This is a genomic window from Acidisoma sp. L85 (assembly GCF_009765865.1).
GTDB lineage: Bacteria > Pseudomonadota > Alphaproteobacteria > Acetobacterales > Acetobacteraceae > Acidisoma.
Window position 1 is genome coordinate 1 of record NZ_LMUQ01000026.1, and the last position, 16918, is coordinate 16918.

The 16918-nt window shown below is 65.7% G+C and carries 16 protein-coding genes; 13 read left to right on the forward strand and 3 right to left on the reverse strand.

Features of this window, described 5'->3' with window-relative positions; genetic code table 11:
• Positions 1 to 153: 153 nt before the first annotated feature.
• The 3 genes from GSQ83_RS05900 to GSQ83_RS05910 all read right to left on the reverse strand — a co-directional run bounded on the left by GSQ83_RS05900 (position 154) and on the right by GSQ83_RS05910 (position 4545).
• Positions 154 to 963, reverse strand: a complete 810-nt coding sequence (locus GSQ83_RS05900) for a transglutaminase family protein (RefSeq protein ID WP_158801966.1) — start codon at positions 961 to 963, stop codon at positions 154 to 156.
• Positions 964 to 1064: 101 nt separating this feature from the next.
• Entirely contained in the window at positions 1065 to 2579 is a 1515-nt protein-coding gene (trpE, locus tag GSQ83_RS05905; RefSeq protein ID WP_158801967.1) for an anthranilate synthase component I, read from the reverse strand.
• Positions 2580 to 2649: 70 nt separating this feature from the next.
• Positions 2650 to 4545, reverse strand: coding sequence for a peptidylprolyl isomerase (locus tag GSQ83_RS05910; protein ID WP_158801968.1), 1896 nt, complete (start codon positions 4543 to 4545; stop codon positions 2650 to 2652).
• Between the two features lie 114 nt (positions 4546 to 4659).
• Here GSQ83_RS05910 and tpiA point away from each other — a divergent pair, with 114 nt between their 5' ends.
• From tpiA to kdsA, 13 genes are all read left to right on the forward strand, one after another.
• Positions 4660 to 5397, forward strand: coding sequence for a triose-phosphate isomerase (gene tpiA / locus GSQ83_RS05915; protein WP_216849974.1), 738 nt, complete (start codon positions 4660 to 4662; stop codon positions 5395 to 5397).
• 543 nt (positions 5398 to 5940) lie between these two features.
• Complete coding sequence (gene purC / locus GSQ83_RS05920; protein ID WP_158801970.1) at positions 5941 to 6705, forward strand: phosphoribosylaminoimidazolesuccinocarboxamide synthase; 765 nt, start codon at positions 5941 to 5943, stop codon at positions 6703 to 6705.
• A gap of 185 nt (positions 6706 to 6890) precedes the next feature.
• Positions 6891 to 7130: a phosphoribosylformylglycinamidine synthase subunit PurS gene (gene purS / locus GSQ83_RS05925; RefSeq protein ID WP_158801971.1), complete on the forward strand. Its 240-nt coding sequence runs from the start codon at positions 6891 to 6893 to the stop codon at positions 7128 to 7130.
• A 2-nt stretch (positions 7131 to 7132) separates the two neighbouring features.
• Positions 7133 to 7834: a phosphoribosylformylglycinamidine synthase subunit PurQ gene (gene purQ, locus GSQ83_RS05930; protein WP_158801972.1), complete on the forward strand. Its 702-nt coding sequence runs from the start codon at positions 7133 to 7135 to the stop codon at positions 7832 to 7834.
• Entirely contained in the window at positions 7831 to 10020 is a 2190-nt protein-coding gene (purL, locus tag GSQ83_RS05935) for a phosphoribosylformylglycinamidine synthase subunit PurL (RefSeq protein WP_158801973.1), read from the forward strand. The genes purQ and purL overlap by 4 nt, the downstream gene beginning before the upstream one ends.
• Before the next feature lie 15 nt (positions 10021 to 10035).
• On the forward strand, positions 10036 to 10269 hold the full coding sequence (locus GSQ83_RS05940) for a BolA family protein (RefSeq protein WP_158801974.1): 234 nt from the start codon (positions 10036 to 10038) through the stop codon (positions 10267 to 10269).
• 13 nt (positions 10270 to 10282) lie between these two features.
• A complete protein-coding gene (gene grxD, locus GSQ83_RS05945; RefSeq protein ID WP_158801975.1) occupies positions 10283 to 10642 on the forward strand; it encodes a Grx4 family monothiol glutaredoxin in 360 nt (119 codons plus the stop codon).
• Positions 10643 to 10760: 118 nt separating this feature from the next.
• Positions 10761 to 11681, forward strand: coding sequence for a glycosyltransferase family A protein (locus GSQ83_RS05950; RefSeq protein WP_158801976.1), 921 nt, complete (start codon positions 10761 to 10763; stop codon positions 11679 to 11681).
• Positions 11682 to 11792: 111 nt separating this feature from the next.
• Positions 11793 to 12743: a carbohydrate kinase gene (locus GSQ83_RS05955; protein WP_158801977.1), complete on the forward strand. Its 951-nt coding sequence runs from the start codon at positions 11793 to 11795 to the stop codon at positions 12741 to 12743.
• 176 nt (positions 12744 to 12919) lie between these two features.
• Positions 12920 to 13333 carry an RNA polymerase-binding protein DksA gene (dksA, locus tag GSQ83_RS05960; RefSeq protein ID WP_158802382.1) on the forward strand — a complete coding sequence of 138 codons (414 nt, stop codon included), beginning with the start codon at positions 12920 to 12922 and terminating at the stop codon, positions 13331 to 13333.
• A gap of 538 nt (positions 13334 to 13871) precedes the next feature.
• Positions 13872 to 14252: a preprotein translocase subunit SecG gene (gene secG / locus GSQ83_RS05965; RefSeq protein WP_158801978.1), complete on the forward strand. Its 381-nt coding sequence runs from the start codon at positions 13872 to 13874 to the stop codon at positions 14250 to 14252.
• Between the two features lie 70 nt (positions 14253 to 14322).
• Positions 14323 to 15954 (forward strand): CTP synthase, encoded by a 1632-nt coding sequence (locus GSQ83_RS05970; RefSeq protein ID WP_158801979.1) that lies wholly within the window; start codon positions 14323 to 14325, stop codon positions 15952 to 15954.
• The gene (kdsA, locus tag GSQ83_RS05975; protein ID WP_158801980.1) at positions 15954 to 16772 is read left to right on the forward strand and encodes a 3-deoxy-8-phosphooctulonate synthase; all 819 of its coding nucleotides are present in this window, start codon (positions 15954 to 15956) and stop codon (positions 16770 to 16772) included. The genes GSQ83_RS05970 and kdsA overlap by 1 nt, the downstream gene beginning before the upstream one ends.
• The last annotated feature ends 146 nt before the right edge of the window (positions 16773 to 16918 follow it).

The following is a 16918-nucleotide window of genomic DNA, read 5'->3' on the forward strand; positions in this document are numbered from 1 at the left end:
GCAGACGACATCTTGGCGTCAATCCAGCGCTTCTGCCAAAGAACCGTCGACGTCCAGCAGAGATGTGGATAGAAACTTCGGAATCAGGACACTAGGGTCATCACACACTAGACGGCGGAAGGGCCGGAACGAATTCCGCCCCACGCGGAACTCCTAGCCTGGAACCTCATCCGTCGTGACGAGGAACGTCGTCAACAAACTCGGCCCGAAGATCGTGGAGATCGCGACGTCGGCCGCATCACGCCCGATGCCGATCAGCACGCGGCCGATGCGGCGCCGGTTGTGCCGTGCATCGAAGGTATACCAGCGGTTGCCGAGATAAGCCTCGAACCAGCCGCTGAAATCCATCGGCGCGGTATCCTTGGGCACGCCGATATCGCCGAGATAGCCGGTGCAGTAACGCGCCGGAATATTCATGCAGCGGCACAGCGTAAGTGCCAGATGCGCGAAATCGCGGCAGACGCCCTTCTGCTCCTGCCAGCCCTCATAGGCGGTCCGCGTGTTGCGCGCGTCGTTATAGTTAAAGGTGATACGGTTGTTCGCGTATTCGACAATCGCCGCGACGCGTCCCCAGCCGGGCGGAATATGGCCGAACTCCCGCCAGGCAAGGTCGGAGAGCTTCTCGGTCTCGCAATAGCGGCTGCCGAGCAGGAATTGGAGTGTTTCCGGCGGCAGGTCTTCGACCGCGTTCTGCACGGCGTCAGGCTCGTAATCATCCAACACGCCAGGATCGTTGATCACCGTATCGGTGCTGAAACGTATTTCACCCGGCGGCACAAAGACCCGGCTGCAAAGGTTCCCGAAGCTGTCGTAATATTGGAAAACCGGCAGCTCGGGTTCGCATTTGATGATGTCCGGCGCATGGAGATCCATGGCCCGTTCGGGCCGGACATTCAGCATGAGCACCATCGGCGTCGGCTGCGGAACCTGGAAGGCGATTTCGTAGCCAAGCCGGATCTGCATCTTGCGGTCTCCTGAGAGCGTTAGTGGGCATATCGGGAGCCGGCGCGGACTTTAGAAGGTGTCTCCCTTTTTCGCTATGCAGGAAACGGGCCGCGGCGGCGTTAACCTGTGCCGCGGGCCTTGACCGCGAAGCGCACCGCTTCCTCGGCCGCGCGGAACAGGGCGCGCGCCTTGTGCCGGCTTTCCTCGTATTCGAGTTCGGGCACGCTATCCGCCACCACGCCGCCCCCGGCCTGCACATGCATGACGCCATCCTTCACCACGGCGGTCCGCAGGCCGATGCAGGTATCCATCGTGCCGTCGGCCGCGAAATAGCCGATGCAGCCGCCATAGATGCCGCGCCGCGTGGGCTCCAGCTCCTCGATGATCTCCATCGCCCGCACCTTCGGCGCACCCGTTAGTGTGCCAGCCGGAAAACCGGCGACCAGGGCGTCCAGCGCCGTCAGCCCCGCCTTGAGCTTGCCGCGCACGTTGGAGGAGATGTGCATGACATGGCTGAACCGCTCGATCACGAAGCTCTGCGTCACCTCGACCGAGCCTGGCTCGGCGACCCGCCCGACATCGTTCCGCCCCAGGTCGAGAAGCATGAGATGCTCCGCGCGCTCCTTCGGATCGGCGAGCAACTCGGCCTCCAGCCGCGCATCCTCTTCAGGCGATGCGTTGCGCGGCCGGGTGCCGGCGAGGGGCCGGATGGTCACGTCGCCGTCTCGGTAGCGCACCAGGATCTCGGGGCTGCTGCCGACCACCGCGAAGCCCGGAAAGTCGAGATGGAACAGGAACGGCGCCGGGTTGATGCGGCGCAACGCCCGGTAAAGGGCGAGAGAGGGCAGCGGAAAGGGCACCGAGTAGCGCTGGCTCGGCACCGCCTGGAAGATATCGCCGGCGACGATGTATTCCTTCATTCGCTCGACGATGCCCATGAACTCGTCTTTGCTCATATTCGAGCGCGGCTCGGGCAGCGGATCGATGGGTTTCGCCGGCGCCGAGGGTGGCAACGGCTGTTGCAGCGCCGTCTCCGCCTCATCGAGCCGCCCCTCGGCCAGCCTCAAAGCGGCCTCGGCATCGATGCCGGGCCGGGGATAGATCGGCGCGGCGAGGGTCAGCACGTCCCGCACATTGTCGAATATGGCAAAGAGGGTCGGGCGCGTCAGGATCGCGTCGGGCACGCCGAGCGCATCGGCATTCTTCTCCGGCAGCCGCTCCATCAGCCGCACCATGTCGTAGGCGAGGTAGCCGACCAGCCCGCCCGCCATCGGCGGCAATCCGGGCGGCAGGTCGAGCCTTGTGCGCGCCACCAGCGCCCGCAGGCTATCGAGCGGTGCGGCGTCATCCACGGCATAGGTCTCGGGCGTGCCGAGCGCATTGGCGTTCAGCTCGGCCCGCCCGTCGCGGCAGCGCCACACCAGATCGGGCGCCATGCCGATGATGGAATAGCGGCCACGCGAGGCGCCGCCCTCAATGCTTTCAAGCAGGAAGGAATAGGGCCGGCCATGGGCCAGCTTGAGAAAAGCACCGACGGGCGTTTCGAGATCCGCCGGGCTGTCCCGCCACACCAGCGCGCCCCGTCCTGCCTGATACGCGGCACGGAAGGCGGCGGCCATGGTCTCGGCGGTCATGCGAGCGGGGTCCTTGGTTTAGGGGTGTTGTGCGCGGCGCCTCGTGCGCCCGTCGCGTTCGAGGGCTCGGTCACGGCTGGGCGATCTGCTGGATGACGGCTTGATTGACGTGCGGATTGGCCCGTGCCGTCACCGCGCCCGCGAAAATCGCCTGCATATCGCTGGAGACGGTGCCGGATAGCTGCGTCTTCAACTGGTCGTAACCCACCGGGTCCTTGCTCGGATCGGGCCTCTGGATGCTGTCGAGCACCGCGACCACGAAGCCATCGGGCGTCTCAACCATTGAGCTTTCGCCCACCGTCAGCCCGAAGAGCGGCGTGACGAGGTTTTGCGGAATACCCGGCGGTAGCGCGCCGTTATGGGTGATCGGCCCGCTCGTCTGCACGGTGAGATTCAACGGCGAAGCCGCGCCTTGCAGGGTCCGGCCCGATTGCATGGCGCCGAGCAGACCGGCCGCGACGGTTTCCTGCTCGCGGCGGATCGCGGCATGCGTCCAAGCGGCGAGGACCTGCGGCTGCACCGCCAAGAAGTCGCGCTGCGCGGCGGGGGTGATGCCGTCCACGACCAGGGCGAAATAGCTGTGATCGGGGCCGTTGATGAGCGCCGCCTTCTGGTTCACGCCCTGCTTGAATGCCTGCGCCACCACCGCCGCGCGCAAGGCAGCGGCGCCGGGGATCGGCACAGGCTGGCCCTCGGGCGAGATGCCGTTGGTATCAACCGACCCCTGCAATCCGACGAGTCCGAGATCGCCCGGAAGCTTGTCCAGCGGCGTACCGCCTGCCAGCGCGTCCTGGAACGCATTTACCCGCTGCTCGACCAGCGCGACGGCGCGCTCGCGCGCCACCTGCTGGCGCAAGGCGGGCGCCATCGATTCGAAGCCTGGTGCGCCGCCAGGCTTGATGCCGGTGACCTCGATCACCGCCCAGCCGCTGCCGGTATGGATCGGCGCGCTCACCACATTCGCCGCCGCCTCGAAGGCCGCGTCGGCGATCTCGGGGCTTGGTACCTGGGCGGCGGTGGTGTCGGGCAGTTGGATCGCATTGGCGCCAGCAGCGCTCGCGGCCTTCTGCATCGCGTCCCAGTCGGCGCCGGCCGACCAGGTGGCGGCGAGGCGTTTCGCCGTCGCCTCGTCGGAGGCCACCACCGCGTTGATGCTGCGGGTCTCGACCTTGGTCTGGGCAGCGCTCGCCTGCTGGTAGAGCGGCCGGATATCGGCGTCGGACACCGTGATGCCGCGCGCGACCGCGTCCGGCGACAGCACCGCCACCGCGATGTGGCGATATTCCGGCGCGCTGAAATCCTGCGGGTGGTTGCGATACCAACGCTGCAATTCCGCCGGTGTCGGCGTCGGGGGCGGCGGAGCGGCGGAGAAGGGCAGGGTGACGAAGCGCACGATCCGCGCCTCGTTCTGGATCGCATAGGCGGTGCGCACCATCGTCGCCGGCGCCGTTGCCGAAGCGCGGACGGTGTTGAGTAATTGGTTGCGCATGAGCTGCGCGCGCATAAGGTCGAGGAACTCGCCCTCGGTCATGCCGTTCTGCTGCAACACCTGGTCAAACCGCGCGCGGTTGAACTGGTGCTGCGCGTCCTGGAACACGTCCATGCCGTAGACTTCCGTCCTCAGAGCGGCGTCGGGCGCGGCGAGGCCGAGGCGCTGGGCCATCTGGTCGATCGCCGCCTGGGCAACCAGCCGCGCCGTCGCCTGCTCGGCGATCATCATGCGCATCGGCGGCGTGATCTGGTCGGGGCCGCCCAGTTGCTGGGCGGTCTGCTGTATCTGCTGGCGAAACGCCTGATCGGCGGCTTGCGGGCTTATCCGCGTGCTGCCGACCCGCGCCGCCGAACCGTCATTGCCGAGGTTGCGCACCACGTCGCCCACCCCCCAGACCGCGAAGGACGCGACGAGGACGATGAAGAGGATCCGGGCGGGCCAGGTATTGAGGGAGCGGCGGAGGAGGGCGAGCATAGGTGGTCACGAACCTGGCTGTGATGAGGGGCGCGCACCATAGGCATGCGAGCCAGTGTTTGCCAGTTCCCTCCGGCCGTCCTATCTGCCGGGGCCTGCACGGAGAGAATGACGATGCGCCCCTTGATCGCCGGCAACTGGAAAATGCATGGGCTAACCGCGGAGTCGGCGGAGCTTGCGCAGGCACTACGAAAGGGTGTCGGCGCTCTGGCTCCCGAGATGCTGGTTTGCCCGCCAGCGACGCAGATCGCGGCGGTCGCGGCCATTCTGGAGCATTCCGGCATCGCGATCGGCGGCCAGGATTGCCATGCCGAGACGCAGGGCGCCCACACAGGCGAAATTTCCGCCGCCATGCTGCGCGATGTAGGGGCGAGCTTCGTGATCCTCGGCCATTCCGAGCGCCGGGCCGACCAGGGTGAAACCGACGAGTTGGTTGCCGCCAAGGCGCGCGCGGCCGTCGCGGCCGGGCTTGTTGCCATCATCTGCGTGGGCGAATCGGGTGCCGAGCGGGCCGCCGGCCAGGCTGAGGCTGTAGTGGAGCGCCAGCTCGCTGGCAGCCTCTGCGAGGATTTCGCGGGCGTCATCGCCTATGAGCCGATCTGGGCGATCGGCACCGGCCGCGTCCCGACCCTCGACGATATCGTCTGCATGCATCGCGTCATCCGCGACCACCTGCTCGGCGCGCATGAGCAGGGCGCCGCGGTTCGGATTCTGTATGGCGGTTCGGTCAAGCCGGGCAACGCCGCCGAGATCCTGAAACTACCGGAAGTCGGCGGCGCCCTGGTCGGCGGCGCCAGCCTGGTCGCCGCAGATTTCCTGGCGATCGCTGCGGCGGCGCCGGGCGTTATATAAGGATCGCGTTATACGGCCGCGCAGAGGCTTGGAGTGACGGGACGGCGAGAGGATATGTGGGCGGTGACAGGCTAGTTCGGCGCCCGCGTGAAGCTTCTGTTATGTGGATAAGGCGAGTCCGACCGATTGGCTCCGCGCACGACTTCCGACGCTTTCGCCGCGTTTTGGGCGGCTCGCCATACCGCGTCGTCGACGGCAGAATGCTCCCAGTAGCGTTCACTGAGAGAGCTGTGAGTCCCTCCGGCTTCCGATGCTCGCCCGCCGCACGCAAAATGATTTCCCACAGTGTCTCCTCGTGAAGCAGTGCGTTACATCACGTTGATGCTGCGCTGCCAGGATAGGTGCAATTTGTTAGCGGGCCACTAACCCATGTCTAGCTTACTAACATAATAACTTGCTTATATGTTTATGAGAGCCTCGCTCGTGCGAGGCTGTCATGTCGTGCCTCTCTGGTCGCTGTCCTGGCCCACTGCTATAGCGCGCGAGATACCCATGATCCGGCGGCGCCTCCCCGTGTGCCGGCAAGCCCTGAGGATCCCGCCAATGGCCCGTCGCCGACAGCTCTATGAGGGCAAAGCGAAGATCCTGTTCGAAGGACCGGAGCCCGGCACGCTCGTACAATACTTTAAGGATGACGCCACCGCCTTCAACGCCCAGAAGAAGGGCGTCATCACCGGCAAGGGCGTGCTGAATAACCGCATTAGCGAGTTTCTGATGACGCGCCTGGGCGAGATCGGCGTTCCCACGCACTTCATTCGCCGTCTCAACATGCGCGAGCAACTCATTCGCGAGGTTGAGATAATCCCCCTCGAAGTCGTCGTGCGCAATGTCGCGGCGGGCAGCCTATCGACCCGGCTTGGCATTCCGGAGGGCACCCGCTTGCCGCGCAGCATCATCGAATTCTACTACAAGAACGACGCGCTCAACGATCCGATGGTCGCTGAGGAGCATATCACCGCCTTCGGCTGGGCCGCCCCACCGGATATGGACGACATCGTCTCGCTGACGCTGCGCGTGAACGACTTCCTGACTGGCCTGTTCCTCGGCGTCGGCATCACCCTTGTAGACTTCAAGCTGGAATTCGGCCGGCTCTGGGAAAACGAGGATATGCGCATCGTCCTTGCCGACGAGATCAGTCCGGATAACTGCCGTCTCTGGGACAGCAAGACCAACGAGAAGATGGACAAGGACCGGTTCCGCCGCGACCTCGGCAAGGTCGAGGAAGCCTATCAGGAAGTTGCCCGCCGCCTCGGCATCCTGCCCGAGGCCGGCATGCGCGACATGAAGGGGCCGGAGATGATGCAGTGAGGGGCTCGCCCCGTCATGGCATGCGACCCTCCCGTCTTGGCACGCGAAGGCACCCCACTTCCTCGTCATGGCACGCGAATGCGTGCCATCCACGCCTTGCATTCGCAAAGCAAGCCAGACGTGGATGCTCGGCCTTCCCCGAGCATGACGGGTTGTAGAGATTCTACGCTTCGCCGGAGAGCCAAATGAAAGCCATCGTTACCGTCATGCTGAAGACCGGCGTCCTCGACCCGCAAGGCAAGGCCATCGGCCATGCGCTTGGAACTCTGGGGTTTTCCGGAATCGGCGAGGTCCGCGCCGGCAAGGTCATCGAGATCGAACTAGCCGAAACCGACGCCGCGAAGGCCCAAGCGGCAGCCGAGGAAATGTCGCGGAAACTGCTCGCGAACACTGTCATCGAAAGCTTCAAGGTGGAGATCGCCTGACCATGGCCTTCCGCGCCGGCATCGTCCTTTTCCCCGGCACCAATCGCGAGCGTGACATCGCCATCGCACTAGCCGCCGCCAATGGCGGGCGAGAGCCGGTGATCATCTGGCACAAGGACACGACACTTCCGCCGCTCGACCTCGTGGTCCTGCCCGGCGGCTTCAGCCATGGCGACTATCTGCGCTGCGGCGCGATGGCCGCGCAGTCTCCGGTCATGCGCGCGGTGCGCGATTTCGCGTCGGCCGGCGGCCATGTTCTCGGCGTCTGCAACGGCTTCCAGATCCTGACCGAGGCCGGGCTGCTGCCAGGCGCGCTACTGCGCAACGCCGGCCTCCGCTTCCTCGCGCAGGACCACCACATCCGCGTCGAGAGCACCGACACCATCTACAGCCGCGGCTACGTCCAGGGCCAATCGATCCGCGTCATCCTCGCCCACGGCGACGGCAACTACGCCGCCGACGAGGAGACTCTCGACCGGCTGGAAGGCGAGGGGCGGGTGGTCTTCCGCTACAGCCGCCGGGACGGCACGGTAGCGCCGGACGCCAACCCGAACGGCAGCGCCCGCGCCATCGCCGGCATTTGTTCCGAGAACCGCCGCGTGCTCGGCCTCATGCCGCATCCCGAGGATGCGGTGGAAGCGCTGATCGGCGGCGAGGACGGTAAGCCGATGTTCGCCGGTCTCGCGGAGGCGCTGGCCGCATGAGCAGCCGCCCAATCGATGCTGACCTCGCCCGCTCCTTCGGCCTGAACGCCGAGGAATATGCTCGCGTCCTTACCATCATGGGCCGCACGCCCAGTCTGACGGAACTCGGCATCTTCAGTGTGATGTGGTCGGAGCATTGCTCCTACAAATCGTCCCGCGTCTGGCTGAAGGAATTGCCGACCAAGGCCGCCTGGGTCGTCCACGGCCCTGGAGAGAACGCGGGCGTGGTCGATATCGGTGACAACCTCACCGCCATCTTCAAGATGGAGAGCCACAACCACCCGAGCTTCATCGAACCCTACCAGGGCGCCGCCACCGGCGTCGGCGGCATCCTGCGCGATGTCTTCACGATGGGCGCGCGGCCGATCGCCAATCTCAACGCGTTGCGTTTTGGGCGCCCCGAGAATCCCCGCACCAAGCGCGTGGTCGATGGCGTCGTGCGCGGTATCGGCGGCTACGGCAATTGCGTCGGCGTGCCCACCGTGGGCGGCGAGGTGAATTTCCACGCCGCCTATGACGGCAATCCGCTGGTCAATGCGATGACCGTTGGCATCGCCCCGCGCGACCGCATCTTCCTCTCGGCCGCCGCAGGCCAGGGCAACCCCGTGGTCTATGTCGGCTCCAAGACCGGGCGGGACGGCATCCACGGCGCGACCATGGCCTCGGCCGAATTCGCCGCCGATTCGGAGGAGAAGCGCCCGACCGTGCAGGTCGGCGATCCTTTCACCGAGAAGCTGCTCATCGAGGCTTGCCTCGAACTCATGGCGACCGATGCGATCATCGCCATCCAGGACATGGGCGCTGCCGGCCTCACCAGTTCGGCGGTCGAGATGGCAGGCAAGGGTGGCGTCGGCATTTCGCTCGACCTCGATGCGGTGCCGCAGCGCGAGACCGCCATGACGGCCTATGAGATGATGCTGTCCGAGAGCCAGGAACGCATGCTCATGGTGCTGGACCCGGCGCGGGAAGGCGTGGCGCGGGCGATTTTCGAGAAATGGGATCTCGACTTCGCGGTGATCGGCCGTATCACGGATACCGGCCACATCGTGGTCTCCCATAAGGGCCAGATCGAGGCCGATATCCCGCTACAGCCGCTGGCCGATGAGGCGCCGCTGTACCGGCGGCCCTTCATCCTGCCAGTGGCACCAGCAGTACTCGATCACGCGGCGATCGAAAGCCCTGTCTCATTGAAGGACGCGCTGCTGACGCTCATCGCCTGCCCGGACCTGTGCTCGCGCGCCTGGATCTGGAACCAGTATGACGCGGCGGTGGGCGGCCAGACGGTGAAGCGGCCGGGCGCCGCCGATGCCGCCATCGTCCGGATCGAGGGTTCCCGCCGCGCGCTGGCGCTCACCACCGACTGTACGCCGCGCTATTGCCAGGCGGATCCCCGCACCGGCGGCGCTCAGGCGGTGGCTGAGGCCTGGCGCAACATCACCGCGACGGGTGCTCGCCCGCTGGCCGTGACCGACAACATGAACTTCGGCAATCCCGAGAAGCCCGAGATCATGGGCCAGTTCGCGGCGGCCATCCAGGGCATGGCGGCGGCCTGCACCGCGCTCGACTTCCCCGTCGTTTCCGGAAACGTAAGCCTTTACAACGAAACTGAGGGCCGCGGCATTTTGCCGACACCGGCCATCGGCGGCCTGGGCGTGATCGAGGATGCGGCCCGGGCGCGGGGCATCGCGCTGACGCCGGGGCTCGACCTGGTCGTGGTCGGCGAGGATGGCGGCTGGCTCGGCCAATCTCTTTGGCTGCGCGAGATCGCCGGGCGGGAGGAAGGCGCGCCGCCGCCTGTCGATCTGGTGCGGGAACGTCGGCATGGTGACTTCGTGCGCCACCAGATCGCGGCGGGCGATGTGGCTGCCTGCCACGACGTCTCGGATGGCGGCCTGCTGATCGCGGTCGCCGAGATGGCGCTGGCGGGCGATACGGGCGTGGCGCTGCTCGACCAGCCGGACGCCGTCACGGCGCATGGCTTTTGGTTCGGCGAGGATCAGGCCCGGTATGTGGTGGCGCTCGCCGATGGCACACCGCTACTCTCGGCGGCGCATACGGCCGGTATTTCCGCCCGGCTCATCGGCCGATCCGGCGGCCGGGATTTGACTTTGCCTGGCGGCGTTTCGATATCCTTGGCTACACTACGGGAGGCGCATGGGCGCTTCTTTGCCGAATGGATGGCGTGAACCGAGGAAAACACGATGGCGATGTCGGCCGGCGCGATCGAGAGCCTCATTCTGGCGGCTATTCCCGACGCGCGGGTGACCGTCGAGGATTTGGCGGGGGATGGTGACCACTACGCTGCTACAGTGGTCAGTGAGCAGTTTCGTGGCTTATCCCGCCTGAAGCAGCACCAGCTGATTTACGCCGCCTTGCAAGGACGCATGGGCGGCGAATTGCATGCCTTGGCCTTGCAGACCTCGGCGCCCGAATAAGGAAGATCAGACAATGTCCCAGAGCCTCGTTACGGAGCGGATCCAAAAGGATATCGCCGAGAACCCCGTCATGCTGTTCATGAAGGGCACCGCGATGTTTCCGCAATGCGGATTCTCCGCCCGCGTAGTGCAGATCCTCAGCCACATGAACGTGCCGTTCAAGACCGCGAATGTGCTCGAAGACCCTGCTCTGCGCGACGGCATCAAGCAGTTCTCGAACTGGCCGACCGTGCCGCAGCTCTACGTCCAGGGCGAATTCATCGGGGGCTGCGACATTATTACCGAGATGTTCCAGGCCGGCGAGCTGGCGACCCTTTTCGCCGAGAAGGGTCTGGTCGAGCCCGAGGCCGCCCCTCAAGCCGTCAGCGCCTGACATTCGCACTGGGCGGAACGTGTGGTCCGCCCAGGCTGCTCCATGATCCCCGGCAGCTAGGCGACCCTCCGGAAACCTTTGCTGTGACGTTACGTTGCTATATCGTATCGATATGGCAGTGCACATCGCCGTCCTCATCGCTGCGCGGAACGTCGCCGCCTATGTGGCTTATGCGATCGAGTCGGTCATGGCTCAAACTCATCGCAACTGGACGCTTGTCGTTGTCGATGACGGCTCGACCGATCGCACCGGAGAGGTCACAGCGCGCTACAACGATCCCCGTATCCTTCAGCTAAGACAGGCGGCCCAGGGTGTCTCCGCGGCCCGCAACGCGGCTTCAGCGGGGGCGGGGGCGCCCGATGCGCTGCTGTTTCTGGATGCGGATGACTGGCTCGCGCCAAACGCTCTGGCGCGGCTCGCTGCTGCCCTGATGGCGGATCCGTCCGCTGTCGCCGCCCACGCGCCCTATGCCTTTGTCGCGGAAGGCGCGACACCTCGGCGGCCGGGGAAAGTGGAGCGGCATGCGCCGGCCGCTCCGGCCGATCTGCTGCCCAGGCTCATACGCGGCAATATATTCGTGAATGGCGGCCATGTGCTCATCCGCAGCTCGGCCTGGATGAAGGCAGGCCACTTCCGCCGGGAGCTGAGCTTTGGCGAGGACTGGGAATTCTGGACGAGACTGGCGCTGCGCGGACGTTTCGTCGCGGTCAGCGGTCCGCCCGTCCTCTTCGTGCGTCGCCGCGACGGCAGCGCCATGCGACGCTTCGCGGCTGATCCCGCCGCCTATCGTCCGGCTTTGGCGGCGATCGCCACCAACCGCCAGCTCGCGATCCGGCTAGGCCCGGCCAGGCTCGAGCGTCTCGTTCGCGTCGCGGCGGCGGAGGTGAGCTGGACCGTTGGATGGGAACTGCTGCGGCGGGGCCGCCGCCGGGCAGGCGTTTCCAGCTTGCGCCGAGGTCTGCGCGCCAAGCCCGGACCGCGCCGCGCTGCGCTTCTGGCGCTGGTCGCCTGTGGGCTCCTCAGCCGCCGGAGAGTTTGATCCGCGCGGCCATGGCGCAGGGTCGGGCGGCTTGGCGTCTGGCACGAGGTCGCTCATGTTACCTGTCCCACCGGCGCAACTTAAGCGGCGGTGGATGGGAGGGGACCGCACATGGCCCATGACGTTGTCTCGTTGGGAGAATTGCTGATCGACCTCGTGCCGCTGCCCGACGAAGGCCAGGGGCTGAGCTTTGTCGCGAAGCCCGGTGGCGCGCCGGGCAATGCCGCCGTCGGTCTCGCCAAGCTCGGCCGCTCGGTCGCGATGCTGAGCAAGGTCGGTGCCGACGCCTTCGGCCGCTTGCTGACCTCGACCGTCGAGGCGGCGGGCGTCTCCATCGCTGGCATCGCCGTCTCGCCGGTCCATCGCACCGGCTTGGCAGTGGTGACTCTGGATGCCGGCGGTGACCGGGACTTCCTGTTCTATCGGGAGAACTGCGCCGACGTGAACTTCTCGGTCGAGGAGGTGCGGGAGGATCTCATCCGAGCCGCCGGAATTCTCCATGTGAACAGCCTGGTGCTGGCCAGCCCGATCTCCGCCGACGCGCAGCGGCACGCGATCTCCGTCGCGCACAAGGCGGGGATTCTGATCTCGGCCGACCCCAATCTTCGCCCGCTCCTCTGGGCCGATCGCGCGGCGATGGTCGCGGCGGCGCGGGAAGTGGTGGGAACCGCCAATATCCTCAAGATCGGCGAGGACGAACTTGCGACCATCACCGGGATCAGCGACCCGCATGAGGCTCTGAGGTCCCTGTGGCACCCCGGCCTTCAGGTCGCCGCCATCACGGCCGGCGCGCGGGGTGCGACCATCGTGACGCCTGATGAGCGAGTGACGGTGCAGGGCATGCCGGTCCGCGTCGTCGATACCACCGGGGCCGGTGATGCCTTCATGGCCGCCTTCCTGGCCGGGCTGCTCGACTCAGGCTTCGATCTCTCGCGGGTCTCGCTGGAGAAGATCGGCATCGAGGCCTGTGCTTTCGGCGCCATCACCACCACCGCCGCCGGCGGCATGGACGCCATGCCGGACCGCGACAAATTGGAGAGTTTTCTAGGCGACAGGAGCTAGATCGGACGCCGCCTTCCGCCCGGTCTCTGAGATGACGCGGGGGCGGGAGATTGCAGAACGTTGAACTTACGCCAATCTGCTTGGCGGCGCCGGAGGGCGCAGCTATAAGCCGCCTCGCTCGGCCGGATACATTCCGTAAACGGTTGCCGTGCGATAGCGGAGATCAAGCCCGCATGATGGTGACGCTGCCACAAGACTACCAGCCGCTCGAGGAGGAGGAGTTCATGAACCCCCTCCATACCGAGTATTTCCGCCGCAAGCTGCTGCGCTGGCGTTCCGACCTCCTCAAAGAGGCAAATGGCACCCTGGCTAGCCTGTCCGAAGGAGGAATCCACGAGGCCGATATAACCGACCGCGCGAGTGTGGAGACAGACCGCGCCCTGGAACTCCGCACGCGGGACCGCGCGCGCAAGCTCATCGCCAAGATCGACCAGGCGCTGCAGCGGATCGAAAACGGATCCTACGGCTATTGCGAGGATACCGGCGAGCCGATCGGCCTCCGACGGTTGGAGGCGCGGCCGATCGCTACGCTCTCGATCGAGGCACAAGAGCGCCATGAGCGCATGGAGCGTGTGCACCGCGACGACTAGGCGCGAATTCTTCGTCGGCACTGGAACTGTACTGGGCGATGCGGCACTACTCCGCTCTGTCGCATCGCCCGGGCAAGCTACGCTAAGTTAACCTTTTGTCTCGCAATGTCGAACTTCTTCGAAGAAGGAGACGACACTTGCCTCAAGTAAATCGCTTCGACCCGAACCGCGGGGTCATCAATGCTGGACTACAGAACGCCGAGAGGTTTGGAATTTCGGCGAACCCGCCCCCCAGCTCGCGACTTCCCGCGAATGTGGCCGGGCAGACCGGCTTAGTGCCTAGGCAAACGGGCGGAAGTGGGAATCAGCAAAATACGGGCTACTCGTATCTACCGGATTTCGGTTTGAACGTTGGCGATACCTTCCTTGGTTTGGCTATGGGCGCCGCCGCTATGAATTGGATCAGGCACCGGCTCTGGCCGGCGCAGCCAGGTGGCCAGCCGGCACCAGGGGCAAACCAAAGACGATAATGAAGCCCGGGTTTTGCAAGCGGGCGCCGATGCTCTAGAAGGCGCCCGTCTACCCCGAAAGGCCTCCTATGTTTACCGTCCTGCTGGTCGTGCATGTCCTCGTCACCCTGGCGCTGATCGGCTCCGTGCTCATCCAGCGCAGTGAGGGCGGCGGATTGGGCATCGGCGGCGCTCAAGGCATGGGCAGCTTCATGACCGGGCGCGGCACGGCGAATCTGCTCACCCGCACCACGGCGGCGCTCGCCACCGTCTTTCTCGCGCTATCGCTGGTGCTGGCGCTGATGAGCCGCGGCAATTCCGGCGGCGCGAACTCGATCTTCAGCGCGCCGCCGCCGATCTCAACGGCCGCGACTCCGGCTATTCCCGCGGCGCCCGCCTCCAAGGCGGCGAAAGCCGCGCCGGCCGCGCCGTCCGTTCCCACGACTCCCGCAGCGCCCTCAACACCTTAACCGCCGCGTGGCTGCGTCACGCCCGGCCGGGGTTTCCTCGGCCGGCGGCGGACGTGTATGAGGACCGTCCATGACGCGTTTCATCTTTGTGACCGGCGGCGTGGTTTCCTCTCTCGGCAAAGGCATCGCGGCGGCAGCGCTCGCAGCGCTCCTGCAAACGCGCGGCTATTCCGTGCGGCTGCGCAAGCTCGACCCCTACCTCAACGTCGATCCGGGGACCATGAGCCCCTATCAGCATGGCGAGGTCTTCGTCACCGATGATGGGGCCGAAACCGACCTCGACCTCGGCCATTACGAGCGTTTTACTGGCGTCCATGCCGGCAAGCTCGACAACGCCACCACCGGCCGGATTTATTCCGAAGTCATCGCGAAGGAGCGTCGCGGCGACTATTTGGGCGGTACTGTCCAGGTCATTCCCCACATCACGGATGCCATCAAGGAAACCATCCTGAAGGGCACCGAGGGGCTGGATTTCGTGCTTATCGAGATCGGTGGCACGGTCGGCGACATCGAGAGCCTGCCCTTCCTGGAAGCCATCCGCCAGCTCGGCAACGAACTGGGGCCCGAGCAGGTCATGTTCGTTCACCTCACGCTGGTGCCCTATATCCCCTCGGCCGGAGAGCTGAAGACCAAGCCGACGCAGCATTCCGTCAAAGAGCTGCTGAATGTCGGCATCCAGCCGCAGATGCTGCTATGCCGCTGCGACCGTCCGATTCCCGAAACCGAGCGGCGCAAGATCGCATTGTTCTGCAACGTGCGGCCCTCCGCGGTCATCGCGGCGCTGGATGTGGATACGATCTATGCCGTGCCGCTGCGCTATCATGAGGAAGGCATGGACCGGGAGGTGCTGCGGCACTTCCACCTGCCGACCGAGCCCGCGCCCGACCTCTCGCGCTGGCACGGCATCCTCGACGCCATTCGCGCGCCGGAAGGCGAGGTGCGGGTCGCCATCGTTGGAAAGTACACCAACCTGCTCGACAGCTATAAGTCGCTCGCCGAGGCTTTGGCCCATGGCGGCATCAGCAACCGCGTGAAGGTGCGGCTGGAATGGGTCGATAGCCAGGTCTTCGAGCAGCCCGACGCCGTGCACCGGCTGGAAGATGTCCACGGCATCCTGGTGCCCGGCGGCTTCGGCGAGCGTGGCACCGAGGGCAAGATCGAGGCGGTTCGATTTGCCCGCGAACGCAAGCTGCCCTTCCTCGGCATCTGCTTCGGCATGCAGATGGCGGTGATCGAGGCGGCGCGAAACCTCGCCGGCCTGCCGGGTGCCTCTTCCACCGAATTCGGCCCTTGCGAGACGGCGGTGGTGGGGCTGCTCACCGAATGGGCGCAGGGCAATGAGTTGGTGCGGCGCGAGGCCGGCGGCGATCTGGGCGGCACGATGCGACTCGGGGCCTATCCGGCGACGCTGGCGGCCGGATCGCTGGTGCGCGAGGTCTATGACGGCGCGGCCTCGATCGAGGAACGGCATCGCCATCGCTACGAGGTCAATATCCATTTCCGCGAACAGCTCGAAGCGGCGGGCTTGAGGTTCTCAGGGCTGTCGCCGGACGGCATCCTCCCTGAGATCATCGAGTATCCCGATCACCCCTGGTTCATCGGCGTCCAGTATCACCCGGAACTCAAGTCGAAACCCTTCGATCCGCATCCGTTGTTCGAGGGCTTCGTCGCGGCCTGCGTGCGCCAGGCGCGGCTCGTCTGATGGCGGTCGTGCGCATCCGTAACGTGGCGGTCGGCAACGACCTTCCCTTCGTCCTCATCGCCGGTCCCTGCCAGATCGAATCCGAGGCACATGCGCTGGAAGTGGCCGAGGCGCTAGTGGCGATCTGCGCGGCCGCCGGCATTCCGCTCATCTATAAGAGCAGCTTCGACAAGGCGAACCGCACCTCCGGCGGCGCGGAGCGTGGCGTGGGTTTGTCCAAGGGCCTCGCCATCCTCGCTGGCGTGCGCGAGCGTTTCGGTGTGCCGGTTCTGACCGACGTGCATGATGCGGCGCAGTGCCGCCCCGTCGCCGAAGCCGTGGACGTGTTGCAGATCCCGGCGTTTCTCTGCCGCCAGACGGATCTGCTGCTGGCGGCTGGCGAGACGGGTGCCGCCGTCAACGTCAAGAAAGGCCAGTTCCTGGCGCCCTGGGACATGAAGCATGTCGCCGCCAAGATCGCTTCCACCGGCAACGAGCGCATTCTGCTGACGGAACGTGGTGCGAGCTTCGGCTACAACACATTGGTGACGGACTTCCGCGGCCTGCCCGAGATGGCGCGCACCGGCTACCCCGTGGTCTTCGATGCCACGCATTCGGTGCAGCAGCCGGGCGGGCAGGGCGGTGCCTCCGGCGGGCAGCGCGAATATGCGCCGGTGCTCGCACGCGCGGCTTTGGCGGTGGGTTGCGCCGCGATCTTCATGGAAACGCATCCCGATCCGGATCATGCGCCGTCCGACGGACCGAACATGATCCCGCTACGCGAGATGCCGGCGGTGCTGGCGCGGCTGAAGGCCATCGATCGCGTCATTAAAGGATAGGCTGGCCGCGATCATGACGGTCGTACGATCCGGGCGGATTGCTCGAGTGGCACCGAGTTTTTATGAAGCGGCGATTACCAAACCCATAATTTGACGCGCAGGTTTACAACACTTAAATCAATACGATGTCGAAAATTTGAGGAAAG